At 59.1% G+C, this 26,309-nt stretch carries 25 protein-coding genes and 1 pseudogene; 12 read left to right on the top strand and 14 right to left on the bottom strand.

Going from position 1 to position 26,309, the window contains the following annotated elements; genetic code table 11:
- Positions 1-189 precede the first annotated feature (189 nt).
- From V3B30_RS16800 to V3B30_RS16785, 4 genes are all read right to left on the bottom strand, one after another.
- The gene (locus V3B30_RS16800; RefSeq protein WP_262083890.1) at positions 190-2,592 is read right to left on the bottom strand and encodes a UvrD-helicase domain-containing protein; all 2,403 of its coding nucleotides are present in this window, start codon (positions 2,590-2,592) and stop codon (positions 190-192) included.
- Positions 2,593-2,757: 165 nt separating this feature from the next.
- A complete protein-coding gene (locus V3B30_RS16795; RefSeq protein WP_329809757.1) occupies positions 2,758-3,930 on the bottom strand; it encodes a hypothetical protein in 1,173 nt (390 codons plus the stop codon).
- A gap of 87 nt (positions 3,931-4,017) precedes the next feature.
- Entirely contained in the window at positions 4,018-5,139 is a 1,122-nt protein-coding gene (locus V3B30_RS16790; RefSeq protein ID WP_262083892.1) for a DUF4062 domain-containing protein, read from the bottom strand.
- Between the two features lie 130 nt (positions 5,140-5,269).
- Entirely contained in the window at positions 5,270-5,659 is a 390-nt protein-coding gene (locus tag V3B30_RS16785; RefSeq protein WP_262083893.1) for an H-NS family nucleoid-associated regulatory protein, read from the bottom strand.
- Between the two features lie 224 nt (positions 5,660-5,883).
- Here V3B30_RS16785 and V3B30_RS16780 point away from each other — a divergent pair, with 224 nt between their 5' ends.
- From V3B30_RS16780 to V3B30_RS16765, 4 genes are all read left to right on the top strand, one after another.
- Positions 5,884-6,915, top strand: coding sequence for an ankyrin repeat domain-containing protein (locus tag V3B30_RS16780; protein WP_262083894.1), 1,032 nt, complete (start codon positions 5,884-5,886; stop codon positions 6,913-6,915).
- 379 nt (positions 6,916-7,294) lie between these two features.
- A complete protein-coding gene (locus V3B30_RS16775; protein ID WP_262083895.1) occupies positions 7,295-8,692 on the top strand; it encodes a site-specific integrase in 1,398 nt (465 codons plus the stop codon).
- Positions 8,693-8,748: 56 nt separating this feature from the next.
- Complete coding sequence (locus tag V3B30_RS16770) at positions 8,749-10,314, top strand: DUF4365 domain-containing protein (protein ID WP_262083896.1); 1,566 nt, start codon at positions 8,749-8,751, stop codon at positions 10,312-10,314.
- Between the two features lie 51 nt (positions 10,315-10,365).
- Entirely contained in the window at positions 10,366-11,136 is a 771-nt protein-coding gene (locus V3B30_RS16765; RefSeq protein WP_262083897.1) for an NYN domain-containing protein, read from the top strand.
- Positions 11,137-11,733: 597 nt separating this feature from the next.
- Here the strand turns inward: V3B30_RS16765 and V3B30_RS16760 are convergent.
- The 5 genes from V3B30_RS16760 to V3B30_RS16740 all read right to left on the bottom strand — a co-directional run bounded on the left by V3B30_RS16760 (position 11,734) and on the right by V3B30_RS16740 (position 15,242).
- Positions 11,734-12,027 (bottom strand): hypothetical protein, encoded by a 294-nt coding sequence (locus V3B30_RS16760; protein ID WP_074726086.1) that lies wholly within the window; start codon positions 12,025-12,027, stop codon positions 11,734-11,736.
- Between the two features lie 237 nt (positions 12,028-12,264).
- Positions 12,265-13,065, bottom strand: coding sequence for a hypothetical protein (locus V3B30_RS16755; RefSeq protein WP_262083898.1), 801 nt, complete (start codon positions 13,063-13,065; stop codon positions 12,265-12,267).
- Between the two features lie 9 nt (positions 13,066-13,074).
- Positions 13,075-13,908 carry an abortive infection family protein gene (locus V3B30_RS16750; RefSeq protein WP_262083899.1) on the bottom strand — a complete coding sequence of 278 codons (834 nt, stop codon included), beginning with the start codon at positions 13,906-13,908 and terminating at the stop codon, positions 13,075-13,077.
- A gap of 11 nt (positions 13,909-13,919) precedes the next feature.
- Positions 13,920-14,192, bottom strand: coding sequence for a hypothetical protein (locus tag V3B30_RS16745; RefSeq protein ID WP_262083900.1), 273 nt, complete (start codon positions 14,190-14,192; stop codon positions 13,920-13,922).
- Positions 14,193-14,228: 36 nt separating this feature from the next.
- Positions 14,229-15,242, bottom strand: a complete 1,014-nt coding sequence (locus V3B30_RS16740) for a hypothetical protein (RefSeq protein ID WP_262083901.1) — start codon at positions 15,240-15,242, stop codon at positions 14,229-14,231.
- 346 nt (positions 15,243-15,588) lie between these two features.
- Here V3B30_RS16740 and V3B30_RS16735 point away from each other — a divergent pair, with 346 nt between their 5' ends.
- Positions 15,589-16,035 (top strand): lipoprotein, encoded by a 447-nt coding sequence (locus tag V3B30_RS16735; RefSeq protein WP_075076051.1) that lies wholly within the window; start codon positions 15,589-15,591, stop codon positions 16,033-16,035.
- Between the two features lie 27 nt (positions 16,036-16,062).
- Complete coding sequence (locus V3B30_RS16730) at positions 16,063-16,545, top strand: hypothetical protein (RefSeq protein ID WP_262083902.1); 483 nt, start codon at positions 16,063-16,065, stop codon at positions 16,543-16,545.
- Positions 16,546-16,559: 14 nt separating this feature from the next.
- On the opposite strand, the gene V3B30_RS16725 is transcribed toward V3B30_RS16730, so the two are convergent.
- The gene (locus tag V3B30_RS16725; RefSeq protein WP_100471992.1) at positions 16,560-17,021 is read right to left on the bottom strand and encodes an isoprenylcysteine carboxylmethyltransferase family protein; all 462 of its coding nucleotides are present in this window, start codon (positions 17,019-17,021) and stop codon (positions 16,560-16,562) included.
- 146 nt (positions 17,022-17,167) lie between these two features.
- On the opposite strand from V3B30_RS16725, the gene V3B30_RS16720 reads away from it, so the two are divergent.
- On the top strand, positions 17,168-19,189 hold the full coding sequence (locus tag V3B30_RS16720; RefSeq protein WP_262083903.1) for an alpha/beta fold hydrolase: 2,022 nt from the start codon (positions 17,168-17,170) through the stop codon (positions 19,187-19,189).
- 18 nt (positions 19,190-19,207) lie between these two features.
- Here V3B30_RS16720 and V3B30_RS16715 read toward each other — a convergent pair whose 3' ends face one another.
- On the bottom strand, positions 19,208-20,431 hold the full coding sequence (locus V3B30_RS16715) for a cytochrome P450 (RefSeq protein ID WP_262083904.1): 1,224 nt from the start codon (positions 20,429-20,431) through the stop codon (positions 19,208-19,210).
- Positions 20,432-20,810: 379 nt separating this feature from the next.
- On the opposite strand from V3B30_RS16715, the gene hchA reads away from it, so the two are divergent.
- From hchA to V3B30_RS16695, 4 genes and pseudogenes are all read left to right on the top strand, one after another.
- Positions 20,811-21,683 carry a glyoxalase III HchA gene (gene hchA, locus V3B30_RS16710; protein WP_262083905.1) on the top strand — a complete coding sequence of 291 codons (873 nt, stop codon included), beginning with the start codon at positions 20,811-20,813 and terminating at the stop codon, positions 21,681-21,683.
- Between the two features lie 4 nt (positions 21,684-21,687).
- Positions 21,688-21,828 (top strand): annotated as a pseudogene (locus tag V3B30_RS16705) (LuxR family transcriptional regulator); the annotation flags it as partial.
- A 206-nt stretch (positions 21,829-22,034) separates the two neighbouring features.
- Positions 22,035-22,277: a hypothetical protein gene (locus V3B30_RS16700; RefSeq protein WP_100475184.1), complete on the top strand. Its 243-nt coding sequence runs from the start codon at positions 22,035-22,037 to the stop codon at positions 22,275-22,277.
- 148 nt (positions 22,278-22,425) lie between these two features.
- Positions 22,426-23,280: an endonuclease/exonuclease/phosphatase family protein gene (locus V3B30_RS16695; protein ID WP_262083906.1), complete on the top strand. Its 855-nt coding sequence runs from the start codon at positions 22,426-22,428 to the stop codon at positions 23,278-23,280.
- A 19-nt stretch (positions 23,281-23,299) separates the two neighbouring features.
- Here the strand turns inward: V3B30_RS16695 and V3B30_RS16690 are convergent, their stop codons facing one another.
- Positions 23,300-23,563 carry a hypothetical protein gene (locus V3B30_RS16690; protein WP_049414598.1) on the bottom strand — a complete coding sequence of 88 codons (264 nt, stop codon included), beginning with the start codon at positions 23,561-23,563 and terminating at the stop codon, positions 23,300-23,302.
- A 142-nt stretch (positions 23,564-23,705) separates the two neighbouring features.
- Here V3B30_RS16690 and V3B30_RS16685 point away from each other — a divergent pair, with 142 nt between their 5' ends.
- On the top strand, positions 23,706-24,083 hold the full coding sequence (locus V3B30_RS16685) for a VOC family protein (RefSeq protein ID WP_100471987.1): 378 nt from the start codon (positions 23,706-23,708) through the stop codon (positions 24,081-24,083).
- Positions 24,084-24,124: 41 nt separating this feature from the next.
- Here the strand turns inward: V3B30_RS16685 and V3B30_RS16680 are convergent, their stop codons facing one another.
- Together V3B30_RS16680 and V3B30_RS16675 are read right to left on the bottom strand one after the other, a co-directional pair.
- Entirely contained in the window at positions 24,125-25,546 is a 1,422-nt protein-coding gene (locus tag V3B30_RS16680; RefSeq protein WP_100471986.1) for an efflux transporter outer membrane subunit, read from the bottom strand.
- Positions 25,540-26,277: an SDR family oxidoreductase gene (locus tag V3B30_RS16675; RefSeq protein ID WP_014036829.1), complete on the bottom strand. Its 738-nt coding sequence runs from the start codon at positions 26,275-26,277 to the stop codon at positions 25,540-25,542. Before V3B30_RS16675 ends, V3B30_RS16680 begins: the two co-directional genes overlap by 7 nt.
- Positions 26,278-26,309 lie beyond the last annotated feature (32 nt).

Here is a 26,309-nt window from a genome sequence, read left to right as displayed (position 1 = left end):
AAGAAACCTTAGAGCAGAGGAATTTATGGTGCTACATCAGGGAACGAGACGGGAACGCTTGCGAAGCTTCATTTCCAAAACCCGTATTCGCCTAGCTATTTGGTGGGCAAGCATTGGCAAGAAAAAAGACCCGTCCCCACCGAAGCGAGGGAACGGGCCGCTCCTCTAACAGTTTCGCCAGCGCTGAAATTACCTAAAGTTCACCGCGCTTCCGTCAGGCTCAGCCTTTCTCACGTGCCAAACAACTCTGCGGCGCCCCCTCGTTATTCCGACGTAAGCGAGCCGCAGCGCCTCATCCGCGCACGCATCATCGTAGCTGTAGCCGGGATACATTCCGCTGACCCTATAAATTAGGTTGCGAAGAGGATGCGGGCTGCCCGCCCTGCAATCATCGATCATGAAGGCAACATCAGCCTCTAGGCCTTTAGCTTTATGATATGTACTGATGGCTAATCCAGGGTAGTCCTTTGGCTTAAAGGCGCTGCGAAGCGCCTTAGATATCTCGCCGGATCGCGTCATTACAATCAGGTGATCTTTGTGCTTGCTCTTCATCTTCAGCGCAAGCGCATACTGTGCACCGACCGCTTTCACAAGGTGATCGAGCGCCTCTTTATCGGTGGTTCGCGCCTTAGGCTTACCATACTCAATCAACTTGACACCGTGATCTCCTTCACTCGTGGTGATCTGTGCCCGACAGATCTTCTCCACCTTTGAAGTGACCTTGCTAATGAGCCGTTCCGAGTCCCGGATGATCTGGTCGATAGAGCGAAAATTGGCGGTGAACTTAAGTTGTGGGGCTGGACCCAATTGGGAGTGGGCGGGGAAATACTTCTGGAAGTCAATGAACAGCTGAGGCGAGCTGCCCCGCCACCCATAGATGGACTGCCAGTCATCGCCGATTGCCATGATGCTTACAGGAAGCCCCACATTGTCAGCCAAGATCCTTCTCTGCATGGCCTTTATCCATGCGGCAATCTGAGGAGAAATGTCCTGGAACTCATCGATCAGCAGATGACGCATGGACTGCATCTTTGACGGAGAAAACCTAATCGAACTAGCTTCTCTAGTCATTGCTAAAAAGACTTGATTAAACGTGTGCAGGCGAGAATCTTCCATGCAGCGCCGCAGATGTGGCCAAAAGCGTGCCAAGGCGCCAATGAAGTCAGCGGTGACTCCAGCGACCTGAGGAGCAGGAAGTTTGGCGATCAATTCGGCGACCTCGAATCCGTGGCTCTCAATGAACGAGCCTTGGGCATACAGCGCCTCGAAAATCTGGAGCGACGACAGCTCCCCTTGAATCTTCAGAGGGAAGATCGGCGCATCACCCAACTTATCGTTAGCTCCGGATATCGTCAGCCACTTTTGCCGAAGCTGGAACGCGGCGACATCCTCGTGTGATCTAAGCAAGATATAAGGGGTTTCGGCATATCTTGAAATTATCTTAAGCTTGCTGTTAACGGCAAGGGATATGGATACAGGCTTCTTTCCTACCAGCGCTTCACGACCCTTGGTGTCCACAGAGTGGTGAATATCCAGCACAATTGGAATTCCAGTCGCGGCTTCGCGCCCATCAGCATATATGCTGTTTTTTCCAATGCTGGCCTTGATCTTAAAGTCACCCGTCTCGACCCCGTCGAATGGCCAGCCATCTACCGCCCACGCAGATTCGACCAATCGGCGAACTTGGTAGTCACGCTCGCTGGCGTATGAGAGCTGATAGTCTTTGAGATCTTCTCCGTCACGATCTGAGCGCCTTACAGCCAGTTCACTCTTCAAGATCGACAGAATTTTCTCTCGAAAGATATCGTCATCATTAAATAGGGAAATATAGGCCTCTCTCAACACGCTCGACTGAGCGTCGTTTAGTTTTGAAGCGCCTATTGGGTTGTCAACTGAAAACTCATCGACAGGTCCGTCGCCCGCCTTTCCACCATTATAGAAGTCGAAGAACTGGCGCCCAGGGAAAGGAACAGACGCTAGACCATACAAGACGGAGTGGAATGTCCTGACGCGATTCTTAGCCCACTCATCGTCAACATTGCGCCCCCAATGACGCATCACCTTCACCAGCGACCTGCACAAGTCAGCGCAGGATGCTTTCGTGAAGGAAATGACGGTAAGCTGCTCCTCAGGAATCTGCAAATGAACCAGCATGAAGACCACCCTTAAAACTAGGGTGGTTGATTTACCCGATCCGGCCCCTGCCGAGATACAAGTAGCCGGGTGATCGGCCAAAATCATATCCCACTGCTCGTCTGTTGGCGGACTCACCACCTTTGCTTTGACTGCTGCAGCCACCTCGGCTCGCATCGCCGCCTCGACGGGGCCAACATCGAACGGAAACGGCCCATACAGGCCTTGATCGACCGGCTTCGGTGCAGGCGCAGGCAAGTCCTCCACTCGATAGATCAGTTGGCCTTCCTCAAAACCCTTCTTGTAGCCCGAGGAATGCCCATCTTCATATCCATTCCTGAAGCCTAGACGCCTAGCTTCGCCCTGCAGCTTGTCAATGTGTTCGCGAATTATTAAGGCAAGAAGACTCGTTCCCCAACGTTTAAATTTGGGGAGAATTTCCTGAGAGAAAGGCGGCATAGAGATCCAACACTTCTTGACAGCTAGTCACACTACCAGAATCAAAGAAGGCGCCCAACACCGGCATTTTTATGACGCAAACTGGACGGAGGCGCCGAACAATTGGCGCACAGGCCCCGGCGCGTGCAATCTAATCGCAGGACAGGATTGATACTATTGTGCGACCTAAGGTTGAGGCATGACTCTCGCATACGATTTTCCCTTGACTACTCTTTCGACCTGCTCCCGCTTGGCACCAATTTGTTTAGAAATATCGTCGGCCGAAACACCGCCTGAGGCCAGAAGCCTGATCTGAAGCACCTGGTCAACATTCAATCTGTCATCTCGACCGCAGATCACCTGTGACGCGTATTCAGGCCTCTGCCAAGCCTCAGCAATCCATGGCGCCGGACTCCCTTTTCGAGGATGGTCTTTCGCCCACTCCTCCAAGGCCCCCTCGACCCTGTCAGGAGTAGGCCTAACCTGCTCATCAAGCATTCGGTGCCGATGAAGATAGGCAATACCTGCTTTGCCGCCAGGAATCATGTTCAACAGGCGCTCGTCGTCCCAGTGGCCTTGTACGAAGGTCTCCTCCAGGTCTTGTATCTGGTCAAGGCTAGGCGCCACACCCATCACCTTGTGATGGACATAGGTCAAGGCGCGCTCCGCAATCCTTTCTCGGTAAACCCTGTGAAACTTGTGACCTGAACCACGCTGTATAGCGGCCCAGTGCTCCCTCCAACGCTTCTTCCAGTCTCGTGATGTGATGCCTATATAGAATGGGCCATCATTGGGGTATTCCGCCCCAGAGCCGAAGATATGTTGATAGAGCGTGTATTTTTGTTGCAAGAAACGCCCGGCGACTCCTCGCCTAAGCAGTGCAATAGGAGCTGTGAGCAACACTGAGGGAATCGCAACATCTTTCCCGCCTTCGTTGAACTTTCGCATAAGTTCAGCGTCGGCGCGCAACTCATCTGCCGAGGCATAGGACCGACCTCTCATCGTTTCAAAGACGTTGAGAGAAGGGTCAGCTACAACTTCAAAACAGAATTGGGGTTGAGCTATCGCCTTCGTTGAAGCCCCATCCTCGCTGACAAAGCGGTGCCCTTCTTTGATTGCGTAGGTTTCAAATGGAAGCTGGAAATAGCGCCATCGTTCCCTGTCTTTCATAGCCACAAGGTGGATGACTGGATATCGCTTCTTCGCAGAAAATAGATGGAACGGGTTGGCCACCAGCGTTGCCGTGCTGCGATCCCGGCGAACCGCTGACGCGAGCAATCTGTCAAAAGCAGCAAAGTGATCATGCAACTCGCTAGGGGCATAGTGCCTATAGGCTTGCCGATCCAAGATCAGTTCCACAGACATCCCTATTGCCCCCCCATCAGCGCGAAATTCCAAGTTTGCTACCCGAACCCCAACTCCAACACAGTTGAAGATGATGCTTGATCAGTTTTGATTCCAGCGTCGCCTCAGCAGAACGACAAAGTCCTCGATCACTCGACGTGCATCCATCGACAGCACGTGCCTGACTTGATGCGCGGGAGACAGGAATACAGGCTCCTCATGCTCACCTTGTCGCCATGGGAACTGCCCCGAATTAGGGCTAGCGTCATGCTCAGCCCTGGTGCGCCAAGCACCGCCACCATCCCCACTGAGCCTAACGGCTGGCACGATGTGGGTGATTCTCTCAGTTGGATCGATCCGCGAAAGCAGCCATGCCGCATATCCAACGGCGCTGGCCAGTTTGCTAGCTACGTCTTCTTCCAACACCACGGGCAGCCCCATCCCACGCGTGGGAGGCGGCACCGGAAGGCTGATCAACAGATCACCGTTTGGCCAAAGGCGTACCGATGCCGCAGACCTATGGCCGTCCTCCTGGTCCACAACGAGCGCTTCACCCTCCAACCGAGATCGGCTACCGGCCGCCCTATCGAAGATTGGGTGACTGCCAAAGAGTGCGCTCTGCTGCATCTCCGCAATCAGGGACGGGGCCTCCATCTCTGCAGGTCGAAGGATGGCTGAGACGGGACCGCTGGCTATTGCCAGCTGGAGCGTGTTCGCCCCATATCCCCTCTCCAGCGCAGGAAGGAGCCTAGTCGCCCTAGCCTTCAACTCTTCAGGATTCAGTGGCGCTACGGCATGCGCCAGCTCGTGCCGATGAATGGCGCGGGTCACCTTGTCCTCCAAGTCCTCTGGGGACGCAAATTCCTGTCGGAAGAGGCCTCCCTCCCAACCTCCGACTTCATTGATCAAAGCAACTTGGCTGTCCTCCGGCTCCACACCTGCCTGCAGGAAGACAAGGATAGGCTTCCGGTTTCGCGCTTCCAGAATCTCTTCGTGAGTGGCCGAGACCCCGCCCGCTTGGGGCACACCGTAGCGAGGCCCCAAGATCAGGATCACAAGATCGGACTCTCGCACTCCGCCAAGGCAAGCAACTTGCGGAGAGCTAGGCCTAGCGCCGAAGTCCTCCGCCATGATGGGAGCATGCCCCAGCCTCTCGACGGCACGCTTCACGGCGGCTCGTTCGGCTTCCATCCCAGAAATCAACGAACTAATGAAAACCTGCATCTCGACACCCCCAGCTACGACGGTTGAGCGCCAGCGTTAAGCCGGACCAAGAGCCAAGGCCCAATTAGACGATCCGGTGGTCTCCCAAGATGAGACAGCAGGGGCGCCAGGCTGCCCCTGCTTGGATGATTTATCCGGGAAACGCGGGGAACTTCTCGTTGGGATGGGAAGCCTTCCAAGTTGTGTAAGCGGAGGTCCCTTCCCAGGCAGCGAAAGCACGAGGGGTCCTGCCCCGACCGGTCCAAGTCTCGCCGGTGTGGGGAAGCCAATACTTGGGTGCCACTTCCTTCTTCGCCGCAGCCCCCCTCTTGGGCACATCAGCTCCCAACATTGTTACGAGTTCGGCGCGCTGCTTTGAGCTAAAGCTCTTACCGTACTGAGAAACGAGGCTGGCGACCTCTGCGAAGGCATCAGCGGCTTGTTCCTGGAGAAGCTGAACCTCCTGCTCCTCAAGCTTGCGCAGCTCTTCAGCAAGCTTGGCTTTAGCGGAGGCAATGGAATCGAGTGACGGCTTGGTCATTCTTAAAAAACCCGAGATAAGTGCGATGAGATGAAACAATGGCCTATGGCGATATTAGGAAACGCCAGTAGCACCATGCCCTATACGCTATCGCCTCCCGCAGCCGGGCACAAGCCAGTTGCCACCCTCTTTTCACAGAGCAGAAGCGAAGAGGGACAACATCTCCGTTTGACAAGCTAGGGACCGGCCTTAGCCTTTGTGGCGGAGCGTATGAATTGAACAAATTGAACGAGCTGGACAAAGCGGTACAAACGGGCGACATCTCAATGGTGCTATCACTAATTGAGATGTCAAACATGCCATCAGAGTTCGCCTGGGAAGCAGTTTCCTATGCCATCTCATTGGATCGCGAACACGTTATAGACTCGCTCCTTCCCAAGCTAGTTCCCAGGAAGACAGCCTACCCTTTGGTTTACGCTGCCAAGAGAGGCATGGCTTCGGTCGTTCAGAAGCTTATACCCCTATCCGATCCGACTCCAGCAGGCGAGCAATCCCTGGTGCTGGTCAATGCCGCGAAAAGTGGCAGTATTGAAACTGTGTTAGCGCTGTTACCGGTGACCGATCCACTGGCTGACGACTCAGAAGCGCTAGAGGAGGCAGCAAAGGCAGGGCATGCTGATGTTGTCCGCCTTCTTGTTCCCCTGAGCGACCCTAAGGCACGCCAAAGCAGCGCCCTTAGCGCAGCAGCGCGGAGCGGCCACGCGGGGATAGTCAAGTTGCTGCTACCGGTATCCTCATCCATCATCTGTGCGACTCAAGTCTTCCCAACCGTGGCGGCTCTCGGGCATATACCCGTTCTAAAGATCCTACTAAAAGCTCGGCTGCCAGATCCAGGCGACACCTACACCCTTGGCTTGGATCTAGCTGCCAGGAACGGGCATGCATCAGTAGTTGATCTGCTTATCCCTGAGATCGAACGCGCTGGACGGCCCAGAAGATGTGGTTTGAATGCGATATGTGAAGCCGCCAAAGCGGGACACATTGACGTGGTCAAGCGGCTGATCTCGTTCGTCTCGCGGGCTGATTGCACTGCTGCAATAGTTGGCGCATTTACCGAGGGCAAGGACGCCGTGCTTGCCGCGCTTCTTCCTCATGCTGACGCAATGGAGGCGGAGTCCCGCATCTACGGCATGGAAAGCAAAGCAGCCTTTAGGCAGGAAATAAATCGGATAGCAGCTGAAGCGCAGTGCAGTGCGCTTGATATGGACACCCCTAGGGCAATCGGTAGAGAAATCAAAAGAAACCAGAGACTCTGATCCCCAAGCCCGCATAGGGGTGGGCGATTAGCACTTGCTCGAAGAGGATCCAAGCTTGGCGACAGGAATGATCTTGAAGATATTTTTGAGAGCACAATCACAAATTCTAAATGCCTATTCTGTAAGAAAGCACGCTTAGGCGTAAGCACCCTCAAAATCGTACAGTACACAAATGACTGCAAGACATAAGCGGCAACCAAAGGCAAACCGTTACGCCACAGCGCCTCGCAAGGCACACCGCACCAATTTCCAAAAAAAGTATTCGCGTTAATTTCTACGTTCCGGCGAATGCCTAAGCAACGCTCCAACCCTCTAGATCTCGTTTGACGAATCAAAGCCAGGCCTTAGCACTGCTCCCATCATCCCCGGAGACAGCGCAATGCCAAAAACAGTAAAGAACTTCCTTCAAGACTTCCCTTTCAATCCAGACGCCGATGACACGCTGCACCTGAAAGGCGTCAAGATCGGGCGCTTCCGGATTGATGAGCTGGTCATCACCGGACGCGAAGCGGCCATCCACGCGCAAGAAATCCTCAACGCGGCTATGGAGCGCTCTCGACGCTCTCGCATCAATGCCGCAGGCACGCGCTACCTTGAGCCACTCTCTGCAGGTCACCCTGCCCGCCTTCTGTCAGTAGAGATCAAGGACTACCTGGGGGACCGGGAACGCCGCTGCCTCGCCCAGGAGACCATCGACTCCACGGCCCGAACCCTGCGCCTTCTCCAGATGACCTGCGGCGACATCCCCGTCTCGCGCATTGACCACCCGCACATCTACCGACTCTGGGACCTCATGCGCTGGTCACCTCCAGGCCTCTTCTCTGACCCCGCCTATCGAGGGATCAGCTATGACGAAGCCATTGCCTGCGGCAAAGAGCTAGATGTTCCTCAGCTTGCCCCTGCAACGCTTGAACGTCATCGACGCTTCCTGGTCTCCTTCTTCAATCAGCTGGTCAAGACGAAAGCCATTGAAGCGTCCCCCATGGCTGCGTTCGCGGAGATCAAGAAAGACCTGGTCACCGATCCCAACAAGCCTGAGCGCCTATTTGATGAGGAAGACCTAAGGCGCATCTTCGACCCAAAGACGTTCACTCCTTGGGCAAGCAAGTATCCCCACCGATGGTGGCTCCCCATGATCGGTCTGTATACAGGTGCCCGCATCAACGAGGTCGCTCAGCTAAAAGTCGCAGACATCGTCCAAGAGAGCGATATTTGGTGTATCCGCATTCAGAAGACCGTAGACCCTGACCTAGCGCACCGGACCCGGCTTAGGAGTCGGCAAAGCCTAAAAGGCAAGGCATCTATCCGAACGATCCCCATCCCGAAGCCCCTGTTGGACGCAGGCTTCCTAGACTTCATGGATGACATCAGAGAGTGCGGCCACCCTCGCCTTTTCCCACACCTGTCCGCTGGCGTGAACCGTAAGACCGGTGAGACCAATGCTCGCTACAGCTTGGCAGCGCTCAGCCAGTTCAGCCGTTACATGAAAGACCTTGGCTTTCCTAGAGGTGTCGGGTTCCATGCCTTCAGACACACCATCGCTACAGAGCTTCACCATCAGAACGTCCCTGACGAAGACATTGCTCTGATCACCGGCCACTCTGTCAGCAAGCGCGTGCCGGTGCTTCACGAGGCTTACTTCCACAAAAAGCCCGTCGTAATGCGGAGGAAACAGATAGAGACTTTGGAGAAATACAGGCCTGCGGTAGTGCTTCCGGTCTATGCCAAAGGGCAGTTCAAGCGCTGCTTGAAGGACAAGAAGAGGTTCTATCCATGATGTGTCCGAAAGTCAGTGGTAGGCTGTCATCCTTGCAGCCCCTTTCGTTCTAGCCGATGAACTTCCCTAAATCTCAGAAGACTGGTCGACAAGCAGAGCTTGCAGTAGAACAAGCCTTCTTAGAGTGGGATTGGAATGTTGGACACGATCAGATAGACATCGGTTACGACCTCTGCATCACTCCCGATCACACTGTCTACCACGGCATTCACTTTCTAGCACAAGTGAAAGGGACCTCTGTCGACCCCAGAGGAAGCCGCCTCACCGCTCAAGTTTCCAAAAACAGATTGCGGCAGTATGCGAATAATGTGCTGCCAGTCTTCATTTTGAGGGTGACACCGGACCGTTCCATCTATTGGGTTCACGCTCAAGAGTGGGCGAAGGGCAATCAAGAAAAGCTGATCGGCGATGGCAAAGGCGTGGTCACGTTCGACCATTCAAAGGTCCTCAGTGACCGTGAAGGCTTTGAACGCTATCTGTGGGACATCGTAGAGCCTATTCTTCAAACCCGAGATCCGCTATCCATCGGAAATCAGCCATCTATTGATCTAGCAAAGCGCAGCGCCCGAAGAGCGCCCCCGGGTTCGGGCGAAAGCAAGACTCAGAAAGTGCAGGAGCTCTCGAAGGGGCTTTCTCGGTTGGACCTATCCTTCACACCAGTCGGAACGGCCGAGAACATAGCCCTGGTCCGAGACGCATATCTGTATGGCCTCCCACGCACATTTGATGTAAAAGACTTCAAGCTTGCGCCTCTCCCCGGCTTCCAGGATCAAATGAAGCCGCTACTTGCTCATGGCAAGCTCACCATGAAGACGAAAGCAGCCACCCAAGGCCATGTCCTCGTATGTCCAGGCCAGGAATATTCCGTCTTGGCGCAGGAAGTGAGCTTAGCTGCTGAGCTATTCAACGGCACCGCAGGAGCAGGCATTACGAATGAGTCTCTCCCATCACCATTGACGATCATCATTCGGTGCACGGTTGTAGAGACATCATTGAAGGCAGAAATCAACCTTAGCATCAGGGGCTCCGCGATACACGGCGTCGCGCTAAAGGAGATTGATACGCTCGCCCCTCTAGCAACGTGGGCCGACCAGATTGCTGCCGAGGACGCAATGATGCTGACTTTGGACTTCAATGGGATCCGCCAGCCACTGCACCCTGCTGTGTCACCCATCGGTCAGATGCTTCCTGTGTTCCAGCGCATCAGAAGCCTGAGCAGACTCCATATGATTTGTCGCGCCCTCAACTCCCCCGTCATACTCGAAAAATCAGACGTGTTCTCCGAAGAGGACTTCCAGGATATCGACTTTGGCTTCGATCTTCTGAGGGGCGTACAGAGATCCGTTACCCTTAATACTATGGAAGTCGATTCAGTGGGCCCCGAGGCGCGCAAGTTCATAACTGTTCCTGGCGAATTTCTCATTCAGACACATTGGCAACTGGATGTGGCTGGGAAGGCGCTCGGTCACTTCCCAGTCGAGATCCATATGACTGGCTATGCCTTTGAAGGCACCGCAGACCCCAAGAAGCTCAAGATTGTCAAAGGTAGCAATGGGCAAGCTTGGGTTAGCTACAAGAAGCATGATGCAGCCGGGCACCATATCATTCGGCGGAAGACGTAGTCAGCAGCAAGCTGTCGCACCACATATGCCCTACGCGATAAGGAAATCAACATGGCTCAACCGCAAGAATCGACCGTCGCAGTAATGATTGACTGCGACAACGTTGCTCCCGAAATCGTGGATTTCGCGCTCCTCATGGCCGCACAGGTCGGACGCGTAACGCTTCGGCGCGGCTACGGCAATCGCACCACCTTGGGCAACTCTTGGCAAGAGGCCCTGGTTCGCCAGGCCTTCACTCCATGTCTTCAGTTCCAATATGCAGCGAAGAAGAACACCTCCGATATCGCCCTGGCCTTGGATGCACTGGAGGCGCTCTTCGATCAGCGCGCAGACATCTTCTGCTTGGTCACCAGCGACTCGGACTTTGCCTATCTCTGCCGAAAGCTCCGTGAGCGCGGCGCCACGGTTCTGATCGTAGGCGAAGCAAAGACCCCCGATGCTTTGCGCAATGCCTGTGATCAGTTCTTCGAGTGGTCCGCCCAAGAAGCCTCATCGCCAGAGCCGCCAGATCTTCAGGACCCGCCGCACCCTGCTGACCACACTAATGAAGCCAAGACCACAGGAAGCGCCCCGCTCCCGAAGCGTCGCCCTCGGTTCGTCATCGAGGCTGTTTCACTGCTTGCCGGTAGCACCCCGGAGGGCAAGGTTAGCCTCAACTCCTTAGGCTCCTATCTGAAGCGAGCAGATTCCGGCTTCTCGCCTGGCATCTATGGGCATTCCGGTCTTCTCAACATGGTGAAGACCTACGATCTCCTGTCGCTCAAGCAGGAAGAGAATGGGCAGTGGTCGGTGAGCCTGGCGCCTAAGCCAGAGACAGCCTGACGCGAGCCACCACTGCCGTTTGGCGAATTGCCCAAAAAAGGCCCAGCATCTGCGGGGCCCTAGACTTCAGTAGCCGTAACCAGATCGACGCTGTTGCGTCCTCGGCTGGTTGTAGGGGCTACCGTATGGATTGCTCTGCGTTGGCTTGTAAGGATCTACAGTCCCGGACTTCCCGTTGTAGGGATTGTAATTTCCTTGGGTGCTGTAGTTGTCCAGCTTGGTGGAATTCGCATTGCTACGGTGGTGAGGCTGGACGTAGGTACCGTCCGAGCGATAGTGCCCCTTCACCGCATGGCTCTGAGCCGAAACGGCAAAAGAGGCAACCAGAGCGAAGCCTGCGGCTACAGTCAGTGGAATCCTTTTCATATTTCCCCTTGGATTCAAATGCTCCGAATCAGTTCAAATTCAGCTGCAGATCGAGCATACACACAAAATACAAAGAGCGATAAGCGGCGATAGAGCACCACTTTACTTAAATCAAAACCGTGCTATTTATATTTCAAATTAAAAGCACGGAATTAATTTATGTTAATGATTACACTCGCCATAGTTATTTATGCACTTCTACTGTATCTCACTTTTAAAAAGAAACTAGATTCACCATCCCAAGAGAACAAGCAATCTGGAAACGCCAAATCCAACCAGGAGGATGGCGATATAAATAGAAATTAAGGTTGTTCGCATCTTGATTAACGTCCTACCCACCTGCATAACGCTTAGGTAAATGCTATCAGCAATAAATGTAATCGCTATCACGAACGCTAAGCCGATGCCGATGCGCAATCCTAAACTAAGCGCCGGATTGTTTATGACAGGACAGACAATCCACAGCACGGCGGAGACGACCGCTGCAACCCCAATAAGACCAACTGCGTCGCTTTTTTTCCACATTCGGACCATTCCCTTTTGTTGAAAAATTCAGCATTCCATCTTTGCAAGTTATTTGATCTGGCGAGATAGACCAAACCACCGATCATCATATCGGCCAGGAAGCTAGATTCTTTAGAGATAAATAGATTCCACCGAAGACCCCATGCTTTGTCATCGTAAATCAAGTAACACCAGCAATTGAAAAGTGCAGTAAAGAGCCCCGCAGAGTTCTTTCGGGCATCCTTAGGGCTGCAGAGCTTAGCTATCAAATGATGGGATTACGGAGCGTAGTCCGCTCATGTCGCCCGGAAACAAAGGGGGAAGTCCATCTGGCACTCTCCTCCAAGCCAACTCCACAAACTCTCTATCCTGCTCGAAAGTGTGCATGACCCTGAACTCTGTCACTCCAATAGCCTGAGATCTTCTCTTGTTGTGCAGGCTCATTGCCCGGAACTGGATTGTCCGCATAAGTAGAGAGTAGAGGGGCCGCCTCGCCTCAGAGTTGAGCTGAGACGCGATGGCCTGAAGCTGCGGCTGCTTCTCTATATTTGGAATCAGTTCCAGCATCCCAATCAGCTGGGCCTTGTTAGTCTTTGAGTTGAAACTCACTGAGCAGCACTTACACAGTAGCTTCAAGTCAGCAACCTTCATCCGCTGTAGCAATGAAGAAACGGATGGCCGCTGAGACGGCACGGGCTGAGGAAAGTTGAGCGGGAAGCGACCCAGTTCAGAGAAAATGGACAACCACTCCTCATGCTCAAGCCATCGCCAAGAACGGGCTGCGAAGTAATTTTCCCACACGTGCTCGTAGTATCCGTGAGCATTCAAGAAGCCGCCTTCAACAGCCATGATGTAATCCTTGATGGCGTCTACGTCTTCCGCAGGGAGACCCGACACCTTCGCCATCGCTTGGTCGAATACGGCGTCGTAGCAATTGAACACGTCATCGCTTGGCGTGATTTCGAGCGCCTTGTAGCCAGCCTCTTGCGGCACCTGACCTTGGGGAGCGGCAGGACGCCTTGCCCCCACAAGCGATTTCAGAAAGCCAACGATCCCCATAGCTCCGCCCTAAGCCTTCAGCCTGCCTGTATCGCTCTTCTTGCGGTCCTTCCAGGTCTCCACAACAAACAAGCACAGTGAGTGCGCTGAGTGGACAACTAGCCGAGCATGACGCGGAGCGACCTTATATGTGCGTTTGTGCTGCCCGTGGGCACTACCAGCATGAGTTCGGAAGGCACCGATGCCATCGATGATCGAGCTAAGCCCTGCGAGAACTCTCTTGAGGTCATCATCTTCCAGCTGCTCAGGCGACAGTTTGAGGTGCTTGGCGACCACTACCCAAAGCGGCTTGACAGTCTGATTTGAAGGTAGTTCAAGGCCCTCTGTAGCGATGTAGTGCTTGCACAGTGCCTCAACAATCGCACACGCCGCCGTAACCGCTGCGGCTGGGTCGGATTCAATGAACCTGACGGCGCGCTCGAACTCCTCTTCAACTTCAGAGACAGAGAACTCCTTTAGCGCTTCGCCGAACGCCTTGCTCGGAGCAGTGACCGAGTGCGCCCCGAGAATGCGGCCACCGAAACCGTAAGACAACTGGTAGCGTGCTAGGGCATCAGTGATCCGCTTACGAGCGTTAAGCTTCTTCTCTGGCTCCCAAGACGGGACCTCGCCATCCATGATGTCTTCGATGAGGTTGCCCAGGATGGAGAAGGACCTAGATACGTCCTCCCTACCCTCTCTGACCAGCCAATTCGTCACCTTATCGACGCAGTTGCCTTCCGGAACGTCCCCGGACGCGCCCGCCTCATACAGCATGGTCTCCAGGCGCCGATGACTGTAGTAGTAAGAACCCACAACGTCACCGACTGTTGCCGCTAGCGGCTTGGGAAATTCTTTCAACATAGCAATCTCTGTCAGTAGGCGGTTGGCGTCATAGACAATGTCACCTGTCCGTAGAGCATGAATGCACTCCCCAGCGCGTAGATGACCCATCCGAACAAGGGCCGCACGAAGCCGATAAGAATCAGCCCCAAGAGCATCGGGATCGCTGTGATTCCCAAGTAGTAGGCCCAAGTAAAGGGGATCGTGCCTAGAGATGCTGGCGACTGCTCAAACCGAACCAGCAGACCAAACAACAGCCATGCAAGCCACGGCCCGACGACAAGAAGAGCGAGTCCGTGCAGCACTCTAGTGCGCATTCTGATCTTTGGGAGCGACACGAATTAGAACTCCTCTTCCGCAGACGGTTCCTCTTCCTCAGCTGGGGGTGCCATCGCATCGGCAATCTTGCGGTCCATCTCGTTCGCGAAGTCCAGAACCTGAGCGGAGAGATTCGAGATCGCATCAACTGTTACAGCGTGCTCAACGCCCTCGACCGTCTGGCCGCTTCGATGAACTATGTCATGACGGATCTTGATTGCCTCAGTGAACCCCTCCACGCTAGGAATACGAATTTTGAAGGCGAACTGGTATAGCGACGCGACCTTGTCCCAGCGATGCCACACAGTCGTCTGCATGTGGGAGCGAATTTTCGTTCTTGCAAACCCAATTGGATCGCTGATATCCAAAATGGTATGGAGCTTCACGTCTTCATTTCGGAAGTGCGGATGATCAGTTATCAAACGCCTTACCACGCCTTCATCGTGATCCACCCAGTAGACAAGGGTCTCCCACAGAAATGTCTCCAGAGAACTGATGACCGATGCGAATACCAGATTTCTCGCAGTCACCTCTGCGAACGCATCACCACCTAAGCCCAAGACCGCATTGATATCACTTAAGCGGCCTTCCAATCTGACGGTCGGCTCGTTCCGATCATCAACGAAAACATCCTCATCTGGCCTGTAGTAGGTGAGCTGGGTAGGTGCCCAGTACAACCCCTGGTCCGATACAAGATCATCGGCGACTGCCTCAATGAGTCCATCTTCCACTAGCCCCTGGAAGCGGTCGTATAACTCATCGTGAGCATCGTAAGGGCCTCCATTCACATAAAAGTAGTCCCCCATGTCGCTGCTATACGGGGTCTCCATGGCGGGATCGCAGTAGCGTTGCAAGAACCACCGACGCATCGCGTTGGCAATTTGATCGTTGGTCGCCTGCATCGATCCCAGCCAGTCGTTATTGACCTCGTGCGTCAGCAGGTCAGAGAAGGCCTCATCAGGAGCAGTTCGGGCGAGCTTGGCGGCTCTGGCTTGTTCCAGCGCCTCTCGAACCCGGGGAGGAATCTGAGTGCTCACATAGCGTCCTTGCAGATGTATTGGCGTAGTTCTCAGTATCGCCGATGCCTAACGCTTGCGCTGCGCCACCCGACCAATCTACGATCATGTATCGTTTGAGGTATCGTCGCGCTTACGCCCGCCACCCCAAGATGACTAGTGGAATCAGTGAGTTATAGGTCTTTTGAGACCTCTCCGCCCACCTCCACCATCTGTATGGCCTGTCGAGGCCGCAAGAAGCCGGATCTCCTGTCGATGGGGTTCCGGCTTTTTTGTGCCTGCCCGTCTGGAAGGCTGTAACTCCAAACCCTTTTCATTGCATCATTCCGGCCATCGAGACCCCGATCTCCGCCAAGGAAGAACTGTGATGAAGAAGCTGCTCGTCCCTGCCCTGCTGATTGCCGCATTGTCCGGCTGCATGCCTACCAAGCAGGCATCCCCCGAGCAGATCAAGGACGCTCCGGCCGCACGCATTTTCCCGATCGACGCCCAGGGTGAACCCACGGGCACCATCACGGTCACCCGCGACGTTGGATTCGTGGGCAGCGGCTGCTACATGGGCGTCATGGTCGACGGCAAGATGGCCGCACATCTCGACCCCGCCGAGCGCCTGTCCCTTGTCCTGGCCGAGGGGCGCCACGTACTGACCGCCACGCCTGTCCAGGGGCGGGGCCTGTGCGGCGTGCTGCAGTCGGAGAAGACCAACAATTCCCGCCGGCGCTCGACCGAAATCAACGTCCGCGCCGGCGCCACACAGGCCTATCGCCTCTACTCCTCCGCTGAAGAGTTCCCGGTGATCGAACCGGCGTTCTGACTCCTGCCCCCATCAGAAGGATCTGCCATGAAAGCTGGCCTCACGATGTCCCTGCTCCTCGCCGCCCTCGCCGCAGCCCCAGCCGCGCACGCTGCGGCCCCAGCCATCGCGCCGCCCGGCACCGCCACGCTGGAAGCGCTGCTGGCCTGCAAGGCCGGTTCGAATTTCAGTGCGGCCGAAGCCATCGACGCGCTGCAGGCAGCCGGCCTGGCCAAGAAGCCGGGCGGCACGTTCGAGCCGGAGGACAAGCCGGTCGCGCTGTTTGGCGGCACGGTCGCCAGTGCCGATGTAAACGTAGCCGAGGGCGAGAAGAGCCTCTTCGTGTACTTGAACGGTGTCGATTCCAAGCGCTTGGCCAGGGCCTGGTCGGTGACCGAGGTCAACGAGCAGGCCAATACCGAAGAACCGTCGTACGTGAAGCGCATCGACAAGCGCCACACCCTGCACGTGATCGCGGGCGACGACTACGAGGGCTATTCGGCTGCGGTGAAGTGCCAGATCAGCCGCTGATGGCGTAGCCCACGCTACAGCCAGCGCGGCACGCGATGGCGGTACTGCGCGTACGCCTCGGGAAAGCGGGCCATCAGTGCCCGCTCCTCCGGCAGGATCTGCAGACGGGTGATGCATACCAGGAACAGCGGCACCGCCAGCAGCGCGATCAGATTCTGCAGGTACACCATGGCCCCGAACAGGACCAGCGCCTGGCCCAGATACATCGGATTCCGCGTGCGGCGGTAGATTCCGCTGGTAACCAGCACGCTCGACGCCGAAGGCCGCAGAGGATTGACGGTGGTACCGGCGCGCCGGAAGGACAGCTTGGGCAGCAGGTTGAGCACCACTCCAAGGATCATCGTCACGCCTGCCAGTAGAACCGGCACCGGCACCCGAAGGTGGAATCCCGGCAGCAGCCAGCGTGCTGCAAAGCCTGCAGCGGCGCACAGCAGCATCAGCACGGGCGGGGGAATGCGGGTTTCCAGCCAGGCCATCGCGATCACCGTGTTCCTACCATTCACCGCAGTGTCACACGGGAACGCCTGAATCGCCCACGGCGGCCCGGCCCAGACCGAACGCCCGGTCTATTCCGCTTTGACAGGACGGCCGCTAGAGTGGCGCCACCGCGCAGGAGCATCGTATGGCTACCACGGGCTTGGGCTTCATCGGCCGCACGACCCTCATCATCACCGTTCTGCTCACCCTGGGCGGCTGCGCGACGCTGCGCCAGTTCGGGCCGTCGGTGCAGGTCGCCTCGGTCACGCCCGGCCAGTACATCGCGCTCAAGCGCGGTGACATCCTCACCTCCGGCAAGCTCAGCGCGGCAACCACGGAGACCCTGCGGGTGGCCGGCCTCGACGAAGGCGTCTGCGCCAAGCCGGGCCTGGCCTGCATCGAGGCGATGGAAGGCAGCATCGTGGTGCGCGAGGAAGACAAGCGCTCCAGCCTGGCCGAGCTGTGGCTGCAGTATGCGATGACCCTGCCGGCGCCGAAGCGCGAGTACTCGGCATCCGGCCGCGCCAAGACTGCGATCACCGAGCTGGATGCCGACTTCCAGCCGCGTCTGGACGCCTGGATGCAGGTCGCGCGCCAGGCCTATGCCTATCTGTTCTTCACCGAACGCACCGCCAACCAGCGCGGTTTCGAAGACCGCCAGACCCAGGTGCGCGACTACTACAACCTGGCGGTACAGGAAGCCTCGGTGCAGCTGTACAACGCCTATGCCACCGGGCGCGTGCACGGCCAGGCCAGCCATTTCCAGCTGGGCCGCTGGACCTTCGTGCTGGCGCCTTCAGGCGAAGCATCGCCGCTGGACACGCGCACCCCGACCGAACTGGTGCCGGCCGCCTCGCTGTCGTTCACCGGCACGCTGCGCAGCGTGCATCGACGCGATGGCTTCGGCGCCGAACTGGTAGCGGTGATGGATGACCCGGCCGGCAGCGTGGCCACCACGCCTTCAGCAACGACATCCACCGCGCAGGCAAGCACCTCGGCCACCCAGAGCTGGAGCGAGATGCCTTCGCCTTCGATGACGGTGCTGTTGCGCTTCTCGGGAAAGAATCTGTGGGAAGTGCTGCATGACGACGAGCCGGAACTGGAGATCCACGATCCCTACCAGATCTCGGAAGTGACCCTGCACGGCCAGCAGGTGCCACTGGCGGCCAACTTCACTGCCGGCTATGCACTGTGGCTGGCACGCTCCAACTTCAGCCACCAGTCGCTGCGCTCGTTGTTTGGTGGCAAGGGTGGCATCGACACGCCGCATCTGTACATGATGCAGCCCTACGACCCGAACCGCCGCGTGCTGCTGATGATCCATGGCCTGGCCAGCAGTCCGGAGGCCTGGGTCAACGTCGCCAACGAACTGATGCGCGACGACGAGATCCGCCAGGACTTCCAGGTCTGGCAGTTCTATTACCCGACCAACATGCCCATCGCGATGAGCCACGATGCCATGCGCCACACGCTGGCCGAGGTATTCAAGCACTTCGACCCCAGCGGCAAGGCGCAGGCCTCGCATGACATGGTGCTGGTCGGGCACAGCATGGGCGGGGTGATCGCGCGGCTGATGATCTCCTCTTCCGGCGATCATCTGGTAGAGACCCTGCTGGCGACTGCACAGATGACGCCGGCACAGCGTGAACTGCTGCGGACCAAGGGCGCACCGGTGCTGACCTTCCTGCCGGAGCCGGAAGTGTCGCGCGTGGTGTTCATCGCCACGCCGCACCGCGGTACCGACGTGGCGGGCACCCGCCTGGGCCGCTGGATCGGGCGCCTGGTACGGCTGCCACTGACCGTACTGGAGGACGTGGCCACTATCGCCAACGACGGCAAGATCGATCGCAATGACGGCAAGCACGGCTACCAGATGAACAGCATCCAGAACCTGGACAAGGACGACCCGTTCGTCCGCGCCGTGGCCGACCTGCCGATGGCTCCGAAGGTGCGCTACCACTCGATCATCGCCCGCGCCAAGGCCGATGGCCCGCTGGAAGAGACCGACGACGGGCTGGTGCCCTATTGGAGCTCGCACCTGCCGCACGCGGAATCGGAGAAAGTGATCGTGTCCGGGCACAGCGTGCAGGAAGCCACGCCAGCCATCGTCGAGCTGCGGCGGATCCTGCATGAGGACATGCAGGAACACGGACGAACGGGAAAGTAAGCCGCCGGCCCCGACAGATCAGGCACCTGCCGTGCGCCGCGAGAACGTGCCGTGCAGCGCCCCCGGGATCGCGAAGCCCTCCATGCGCACCTCGGGCCGGTAGTCGGCACTGGGGGTGAAACGGAACTCGCGCGCCAACAGCGCACACAGCATTACCAGCTGTGCATTGCCCACCGCCGATCCAACGCAGGAACGCGTGGGAAAGCCATAAGGCACATAGATGCCGGCGGTGCGCTTGCGCCGCTCGGGCAGCCAGCGATCGGGATCGAACTGCAGCGGGTCATCCCAGTACTTCGCCGAACGATGCTGGATGAACGAACTGAGCTCGAACACCGTGCCTTCGGCAATGGCCTGCCCTTCCACCTTCAGATCGCAGGCCGCCACGCGACGGTTGTTGAAGGGCGTGGAGTACAGCCGCATCACTTCCTTCAGGAAGCGCGTGGTGCAGGGAATCCTGGCCATCGGCAATGCGTGGATCTCCGCGTCCGAGAGCGGCGCGAATTCCTCCTCGATGCGCTGAAGCCAGTGCGGATGCATCTGCATCGCCAGCAGCAGGCAGGCAGCCATCATGCCGGGCACGCCGGAAATGGCGATCAGCTGCACGGTGACCAGGTAGGTGACCTTGTCCAGCCCGATGCGTTCGCGCAGGGTCAGCAATGATTGTGCGTAGTCCAGCGCCGAACGCCCGCTTCGGACCCGGCGCTTGAGTTCGGCTGCGATCGCCCGTGATTCGCCACGACCGATAAGGAAATTGCGCAGCAGGTGGCGCCGATGGATGACCTGCTCGACCTGGGTCGTGTAGCGCAGGTGCAGGGCGCGCTCGATGGCCGCGGTGCCGCGCGCATCGAGGCCTTCGATCACCATCGGGATCAACGGATGGGCCATCACCTTCCACACCGCGGGCGTGGCATCCAGCGCCCGCCCGCACAGTGCGTCCAATGCCTGCCGCATGCGCGACTGCAGCGCTTCAAGATTCTGTGCGCCGGTGAGTTCGGCACTGCGCGTGGCGATCAGGCTGCGTACTTCGGTCCAGCGCACGCGTTCGTGCCGCCGGAACAGGTCCGCCAGCGATTCAACCACGTACAGGTGCTCGGAATTCTCCTTGTCGACCTTGCCGGCCAGCTCCGGGCAGAACACCCCGATACCGCCGGTTTCCAGTTTCAGCACCGGGCCTTCGCGCTCCACGCGCGCAGCCAAGCGCTCGGCAGCGATGGCGCTGCCCTCATTCGACATCCCTTGCATGCAGTGCGTCTCCGGCAGGAAGGGACTCGAAAGACGAGTCCCTTCGTCTTGCTACCGCTCAATCGCGGGGCGCCCCCGCGGGATCAGAACTCGACCCAGAGCGGCCAGGTATTCCACACACTGCTCTTCTCGTTCGGATGGATATTCAGAGTGACGCGCAATGCTCGGGCGAATCTTTTCATTTTCATTCCTTTGCTTGCTGTGTGGTTATGCCGGGATTATCCCGGCACCGGCTAGATAACACGACATAATCCCGCTGTCCAACCGGGTCGGTGCCGCGATGCAACATCGAGGTGGTGGTCCATTGAGGGGAATCCCTCATCGCGCCTGCGCACGCGGCCTCCTATGCTGGGCTCACTTTCCCCCAACGGAGGTCCGCATGAACAGGCAAGAGCCCAGCCGCCAGCCCAGCCCCGATCCGGCCGAGCGCGATGCGTTCTTCCCGTCGCCGTACTCGCTGTCGCAGTTCACCTCGCCGCAGAGCAACCTGTCCGGCGCCGAGTATCCGGATGCACGCCGCGACGGCCGCTGGAAGGTGCTGATGATCGCTGCCGATGAGCGTTATCTGCCGACCGCCAATAGCCATCTGTTCTCCACCGGCAACCATCCGGTGGAAACCCTGCTGCCGATGTACCACCTGGACAAGGCCGGCTTCGATATCGACGTGGCGACGCTGTCCGGCAACGCCGTCAAGTTCGAATGGTGGGCCTTCCCGCGCGAGGACCGCGAGATCGGCGCGCTGTACGAACGCTATGAGGGGCGCTTCCGCCAGCCGTTGCAGCTGGACGAGGTGGTGGCTGGCCTGGGAGCCGACTCGGACTATGCCGCCATCTTCATTCCCGGTGGCCACGGCGCGCTGATCGGCCTGCCTGAGAGCACGGCAGTGAAATCCGCGCTGCAATGGGCCATGGCCGCGCAGCGCCACATCATCACGCTGTGCCATGGCCCGGCAGCGCTGCTGGCGGCGGGTGTCGATGAAGCCGGAGGTAGCTCGCTGTTCCGCGGCTATCGCATCTGTGCCTTCCCCGACGCGATGGACCGGCAGACACCGGAGATCGGCTATATGCCGGGGCAGCTGCGTTGGTTCTTCGGTGAACGCCTGGCCCAGCAGGGCGTGCAGATCGTCAATGAGGGGATCGATGGCAGCGTGCTGCAGGATCGCCTGCTGCTGACCGGCGACAGTCCGCTGGCCGGCAATGCGCTGGGCAAGCTGGCCGCGCGCACGCTGCTCGACGCGCTGGCCGGGCGCTGAGCCAATGACTGCGCCGGTGCCCGCGCTGCTGGAACTGGAACAGGCGCGGTCACTGGCCGCGGTCGGCAGCGTGCTGCGCAACGCTGCATCGCCACTGGGCTACGACCGCCTGCTGGTGTTCGCCACCGGAACCTGGCTGGAGCGCGACGCGGCGATGGCCCGCACGGATTGAAGCCTCTGCGTCACGCACGCCAGTGTCCGGGTGTGGCGACCAGCGCGCAGGCGATATGCGCTGCCAGCCGACGCGGCGAGATCGAAGACTGATCAGGGCGGGGCACTTCCGGCAGTCTGATTCGCGTGTTACACACGCAATGCGCATGTGCGCGATTGCAGAAAGCAAGGATGATGCTTATGAAACTGCAACTGGCAACGATGGCCGCGCTGATGTTTGCCGTGGGAGCTTTCTCCATCCCATCCCAGGCCGCCGCCAGCGGTGGTGGAGGTGGTCCGGAGAACACGAACTGCGTCCCGGTCAAGATGGGGCCCCATTACCATCAGCGTTGCGAAGTGACGTACTTCAACGAGGACGGCACTTCCTACATCCAGGTGTACTGGATTGACCAGAATGGCCAGTGGTACCTGCCTGCCGACTGAGTGGTCTCCTGATCGCCCGCGCGATCCGCCGGGCGGCGCCTTCACCGCCCGCCCGGCATCTCCCAGCCGCCCATCCCGGCATACCGCTGCCCTCGCCTTCCATGGCATGCTCCGTGAAACCGTTTTCATGGAATGGAGGGATTCCACGATGTTGTCGCGTTTCCGCCGCCCTGCGCTGTGCGCGCTGTTGGCGCTTGCTCTACCCGCCGTCGCCTGGGCCGCTACACCGGCGCCACTGAAAGTGATGTCGTTCAACGTCCGCACTCCGGCTGATACCGAACCGGGCAAGCGCTGGCCCGATCGCCGCGACGCGATGGTCAAGGTCATCCTCGATGCGCACCCGGCGGTGATCGGCACCCAGGAACTGGTGAAGGAACAGGCCGACTACCTGTCCGAACACTTGCCCGGCTATCGCTGGTTTGGCGAGGGCCGCCGCGGTGGCAGCGGCGACGAGCACATGGGCGTGTTCTACGACGCCAAGGTGCTGGCGATCGAGGAGTCAGGCAACTTCTGGCTGTCCGACACACCCGATGTGCCGGGCAGCATCACCTGGGGCAACCTGTATCCACGCATGGTCACCTGGGCGCTGTTCCGCCGCATCGACGACGGCCGCCGCTTCTATTTCATGGATACCCACCTGCCCTACCGCGACGAGGACGAACCACGCCGGGTGAAGGCTGCCGAACTGATCGGCAAGCGCGTGACGCGCCTACCTGCGGATCTGCCGGTGGTGCTGACCGGTGACTTCAACAGCGAGCCCGGCGGTGACACCTACAAGGCGTTCACCCGCATGCTGCAGGACACCCGTACCCAGGTGAAGGCCCCGCAGGGCCCGCGGCTGACCTTCCACGGGTTCACCGGCAAGGCCACCGGGCAGCTGGACTGGGTGCTGGTGCGTGGCTTCCATGCGCGCAGCTTCCTGACCGATGACCGCCGAATCGATGGCGTGCTGCCCTCGGATCATTTCCCGCTGGTGGTCGAACTGGACTGGCCCAAGCACTGAACCATCACGGCAGCCGCAGCTACAGCGGCGGCTGCCGCGACAGCAGGCGATACAGCGCCTGGTGCTGATCGCGTGCCTGGCAGATGCGGGCCCCGATCGCCAGGAACACGGCCACGCCGATCAGGCCCAGCCCCAGCATCGAATCCTGCAGCCGCAGGAAACCGACGGCGGCGGCCATCGTCGCCAGCACCAGCAGCACCACGACCGCCACCGACAGCCCCGCCCCCGGTGGGCCCGGATCGCCGAACAACATCCGTTGGGTATCCCGCCTTCCGTCCGCCATCGCCTGTTCTCCCAAGTGCCTGACCCACTAGTTACACGGCGGGCTCCAGTTTCGGCAGAGTCAGAAACGTCACAGACGTGAAGATGTTCGCGGAACGCGCCGCGTTACCCTGCCGCATATTCCCCGCACTGTGGAGCTGGACATGGCACACCAGAGCCGGCTGGCCGGATTCATCATCGACTGCCAGGACCTTCCCGCCGACGAAGGCGCCCGCTTCTGGGCCGCCGCGCTGGGCCTGCAGGCGCAGGCGGCGCATGTCGAAGGGAGCGCCGAATATGCCGACCTGCTGGGTGCACCGGCAGGCTTGAACGTGGAAGTCCAGCGGGTCGACCACCCGTCACGGGTGCACCTGGATATCGAGAGCGACGACATCGATGCCGAGGCCGATCGCCTGGAAAAGCTCGGCGCGCGCCGGATAGGCTTCGTCAAACGCTGGTGGGTGATGGAAGCACCGACCGGCCATCGCTTCTGCATCGTGCGCATGCGCGAGCGCGAGGTGCCGGCCAATCACTGGCCCTGAAAGAAAAAGGGGACGGAAGCCACTGCCTCCGCCCCCTACGGTTACTGCACCTGCGCCACGCTCGGTTGCTGCGGTGATTGCCCCCAGCCGCCCAACGCCTTGTACACACCCACCACGCTGACATTGACTTCGGACTCGGCCGCCGCCAATGCGTCATCGGCCGCCAGCTGCGTGCGCTGCGCATCCAGCAGGGTCAGGAAGTCCTCCGATCCCTCGCGATAGCGGATCTGTGCCAGCGATTCGGCACGCCGGGCCGCCTGCGCCTGCTCGACCACGATCGCCAGCCGCGCCTGCTGCTTGGAATAACGGGTCAGCGCGTTCTCGGTGTCTTCCAGGGCCAGCAGTACTGCCTGCTCGTACTGTGCCGCCACCCCTTCGGCTTCCGCCTTGCTGGCACGCAGGCGTGCACGCACGGTACCGAAGTCGAGCGCCGCCCAGCTCAATGACGGGGTCAGCGACCAGGCCTTGTTGTTGCCATTGACCAGGCCACTGGCATCGCCGCCCAGGAAACCAACGAAGCCAGACAACGACAACCGCGGGAACAGGTCCGCAGTGGCCACGCCCACGCGCGCGGTCGCGGCAGCCAGGCGACGCTCGGCCACGCGCACGTCGGCGCGCTGGCGCAGCAGTTCGCGGGTATCGCCCAGCGGCAATGCCTTGGCGAAGGCCGGTACGTCATGCGGCGCGAGCATGTCGGTCAGCACTTCCGGACGCTGGCCCAACAGCACTGCCAAGCGGTTGCGCGACTGCGTCTCGGCTACTTCCAGCAACGGGATGTCAGCCTCGATCGCCTTCAGGCGGGCACGGCTGCTCTGTACATCCAGCTCGCTGCCAGCGCCCAGTTCCCAGCGCGCCTCGGTCAGCTTCTGCGTATCGCGCAGGTTCTCCAGCGTGTGCTGGGCCACCGCGATGCGCTTCTGCGTACCGCGCAGCTCGAAGTAGTTGCGCGCCACTTCGGCGGCGACCAGTACCTGCGCATCGGCCAGGTTGGCCTGCTCGGCACCGAGGTCTGCACGCGCGGCTTCGGCAGCACGGCGCTTGCGGCCGAACAGATCCAGCTCCCAGCCGGCGTCGAAGCCGAGCTGGTAGCTTTCACTGAACACCCGCTGCCCACCCAGCTGCGGATCGGGTTGCTTGCGACGATCGTAGCTGCCGCCTGCGGTGATGTGCGGCGCCTGGTCGAAGCGGCTTTCGACGAACACCGCGCGGGCCTGGCTGACGCGGGCCACGGCCACGCGCAGGTCCAGGTTGTCCGACAGTGCGCCATGCACCAGCTGTTCCAGCACCGGATCGTCGAACTGCGCCCACCAGCTGGCCACCGGCGAGGTGGTACTGAAGACCGGCTGTTGTGCGCCCTGGAGGACCACCGGCTCCTGCACCGGGGCCTTGTAGTTCGGGCCGACGCTGACACAGCCTGCCAGCACCAGGCTGGAGACGGCCATCGCCAACGTGCGGATCACCATGGCAGCACCTCGCCCAGGTAGGTGAAGCTGCCGTTCGGGCCTTCATGGCCGATCAGTGCCATCTGTACGCTGGAACGCGCGCCCTCGGCGATCTCGATTTCGCCGTGGCCGCCGTTCATGTCGGTTTTCACGTAGCCCGGATGCACGGTGTTGACCTTGATCTGCGTGCTGCGCAGTTCGTGCGCCAACGCAAGGGTCCAGCTGTTCACCGCTGCCTTGGAGGCGTTGTAGGCCGGAACCTTCATGTCGTAGATGCCGGACGCCGGATCGGCATGCAGGGTCTGCGAGCCGAGGATGCTGGAGACATTCACGATACGGCCGGCCTTGGCCTGCTGCAGCAGCGGCAGGAATGCCTGGGTCACCGCCACCAGCGCATAGACGTTGGTGTCGAAGGTGCGGCGCCAGGTGTCCAGCGACTGCTCGGACGGCCGCTGCGCCGGGTTTTCCAGCAGCACGCCGGCATTGTTGACCAGGATGTCGAGGCGGCCATGGCGCTCGCGCACCTGCTGCACGGCCTCGGCGATGCTGGCACCGTCGGTGACGTCCAGCTGCAGCGCTTCCACTGGCAGGCCCTCGGCCTGCAGCTTCAGTGCCTGCTCCACGGTGGTCTCGCGCTTGCGGCCGGCCAGCAGCGTGTGCACGCCGGCCTGTGCCAGCTGGCGCACGGTCTCGGCGCCGATACCGCGGGTGGCACCAGTGACCAGTGCAATCTTGTTCTGATGGGTGTTCATGGAGTCATGCCTTTGGAGGGGGAAATCCGACA

The organism is Stenotrophomonas sp. SMYL41 (assembly GCF_036319965.1).
Classification (GTDB): domain Bacteria; phylum Pseudomonadota; class Gammaproteobacteria; order Xanthomonadales; family Xanthomonadaceae; genus Stenotrophomonas; species Stenotrophomonas maltophilia_R.
Note: the sequence above shows the minus strand (reverse complement) of the source record. Positions and strands in the feature narration are given on the sequence as shown.

What these genes read in the sequence shown, in the direction of transcription:
- V3B30_RS16675 (WP_014036829.1), bottom strand. Translation starts at nt 26,277, where the DNA reads ATGAACACCCATCAGAACAAGATTGCACTGGTCACTGGTGCCACCCGC.
- V3B30_RS16750 (WP_262083899.1), bottom strand. Translation starts at nt 13,908, where the DNA reads ATGTTGAAAGAATTTCCCAAGCCGCTAGCGGCAACAGTCGGTGACGTT.
- V3B30_RS16760 (WP_074726086.1), bottom strand. Translation starts at nt 12,027, where the DNA reads ATGTGGAAAAAAAGCGACGCAGTTGGTCTTATTGGGGTTGCAGCGGTC.
- V3B30_RS16695 (WP_262083906.1), top strand. Translation starts at nt 22,426, where the DNA reads ATGTTGTCGCGTTTCCGCCGCCCTGCGCTGTGCGCGCTGTTGGCGCTT.
- V3B30_RS16690 (WP_049414598.1), bottom strand. Translation starts at nt 23,563, where the DNA reads ATGGCGGACGGAAGGCGGGATACCCAACGGATGTTGTTCGGCGATCCG.
- V3B30_RS16800 (WP_262083890.1), bottom strand. Translation starts at nt 2,592, where the DNA reads ATGCCGCCTTTCTCTCAGGAAATTCTCCCCAAATTTAAACGTTGGGGA.
- V3B30_RS16725 (WP_100471992.1), bottom strand. Translation starts at nt 17,021, where the DNA reads ATGGCCTGGCTGGAAACCCGCATTCCCCCGCCCGTGCTGATGCTGCTG.
- V3B30_RS16775 (WP_262083895.1), top strand. Translation starts at nt 7,295, where the DNA reads ATGCCAAAAACAGTAAAGAACTTCCTTCAAGACTTCCCTTTCAATCCA.
- V3B30_RS16685 (WP_100471987.1), top strand. Translation starts at nt 23,706, where the DNA reads ATGGCACACCAGAGCCGGCTGGCCGGATTCATCATCGACTGCCAGGAC.
- V3B30_RS16765 (WP_262083897.1), top strand. Translation starts at nt 10,366, where the DNA reads ATGGCTCAACCGCAAGAATCGACCGTCGCAGTAATGATTGACTGCGAC.
- V3B30_RS16785 (WP_262083893.1), bottom strand. Translation starts at nt 5,659, where the DNA reads ATGACCAAGCCGTCACTCGATTCCATTGCCTCCGCTAAAGCCAAGCTT.
- V3B30_RS16720 (WP_262083903.1), top strand. Translation starts at nt 17,168, where the DNA reads ATGGCTACCACGGGCTTGGGCTTCATCGGCCGCACGACCCTCATCATC.
- V3B30_RS16755 (WP_262083898.1), bottom strand. Translation starts at nt 13,065, where the DNA reads ATGGGGATCGTTGGCTTTCTGAAATCGCTTGTGGGGGCAAGGCGTCCT.
- V3B30_RS16770 (WP_262083896.1), top strand. Translation starts at nt 8,749, where the DNA reads ATGAACTTCCCTAAATCTCAGAAGACTGGTCGACAAGCAGAGCTTGCA.
- V3B30_RS16680 (WP_100471986.1), bottom strand. Translation starts at nt 25,546, where the DNA reads ATGGTGATCCGCACGTTGGCGATGGCCGTCTCCAGCCTGGTGCTGGCA.
- V3B30_RS16730 (WP_262083902.1), top strand. Translation starts at nt 16,063, where the DNA reads ATGAAAGCTGGCCTCACGATGTCCCTGCTCCTCGCCGCCCTCGCCGCA.
- hchA (WP_262083905.1), top strand. Translation starts at nt 20,811, where the DNA reads ATGAACAGGCAAGAGCCCAGCCGCCAGCCCAGCCCCGATCCGGCCGAG.
- V3B30_RS16790 (WP_262083892.1), bottom strand. Translation starts at nt 5,139, where the DNA reads ATGCAGGTTTTCATTAGTTCGTTGATTTCTGGGATGGAAGCCGAACGA.
- V3B30_RS16715 (WP_262083904.1), bottom strand. Translation starts at nt 20,431, where the DNA reads ATGCAAGGGATGTCGAATGAGGGCAGCGCCATCGCTGCCGAGCGCTTG.
- V3B30_RS16700 (WP_100475184.1), top strand. Translation starts at nt 22,035, where the DNA reads ATGAAACTGCAACTGGCAACGATGGCCGCGCTGATGTTTGCCGTGGGA.
- V3B30_RS16735 (WP_075076051.1), top strand. Translation starts at nt 15,589, where the DNA reads ATGAAGAAGCTGCTCGTCCCTGCCCTGCTGATTGCCGCATTGTCCGGC.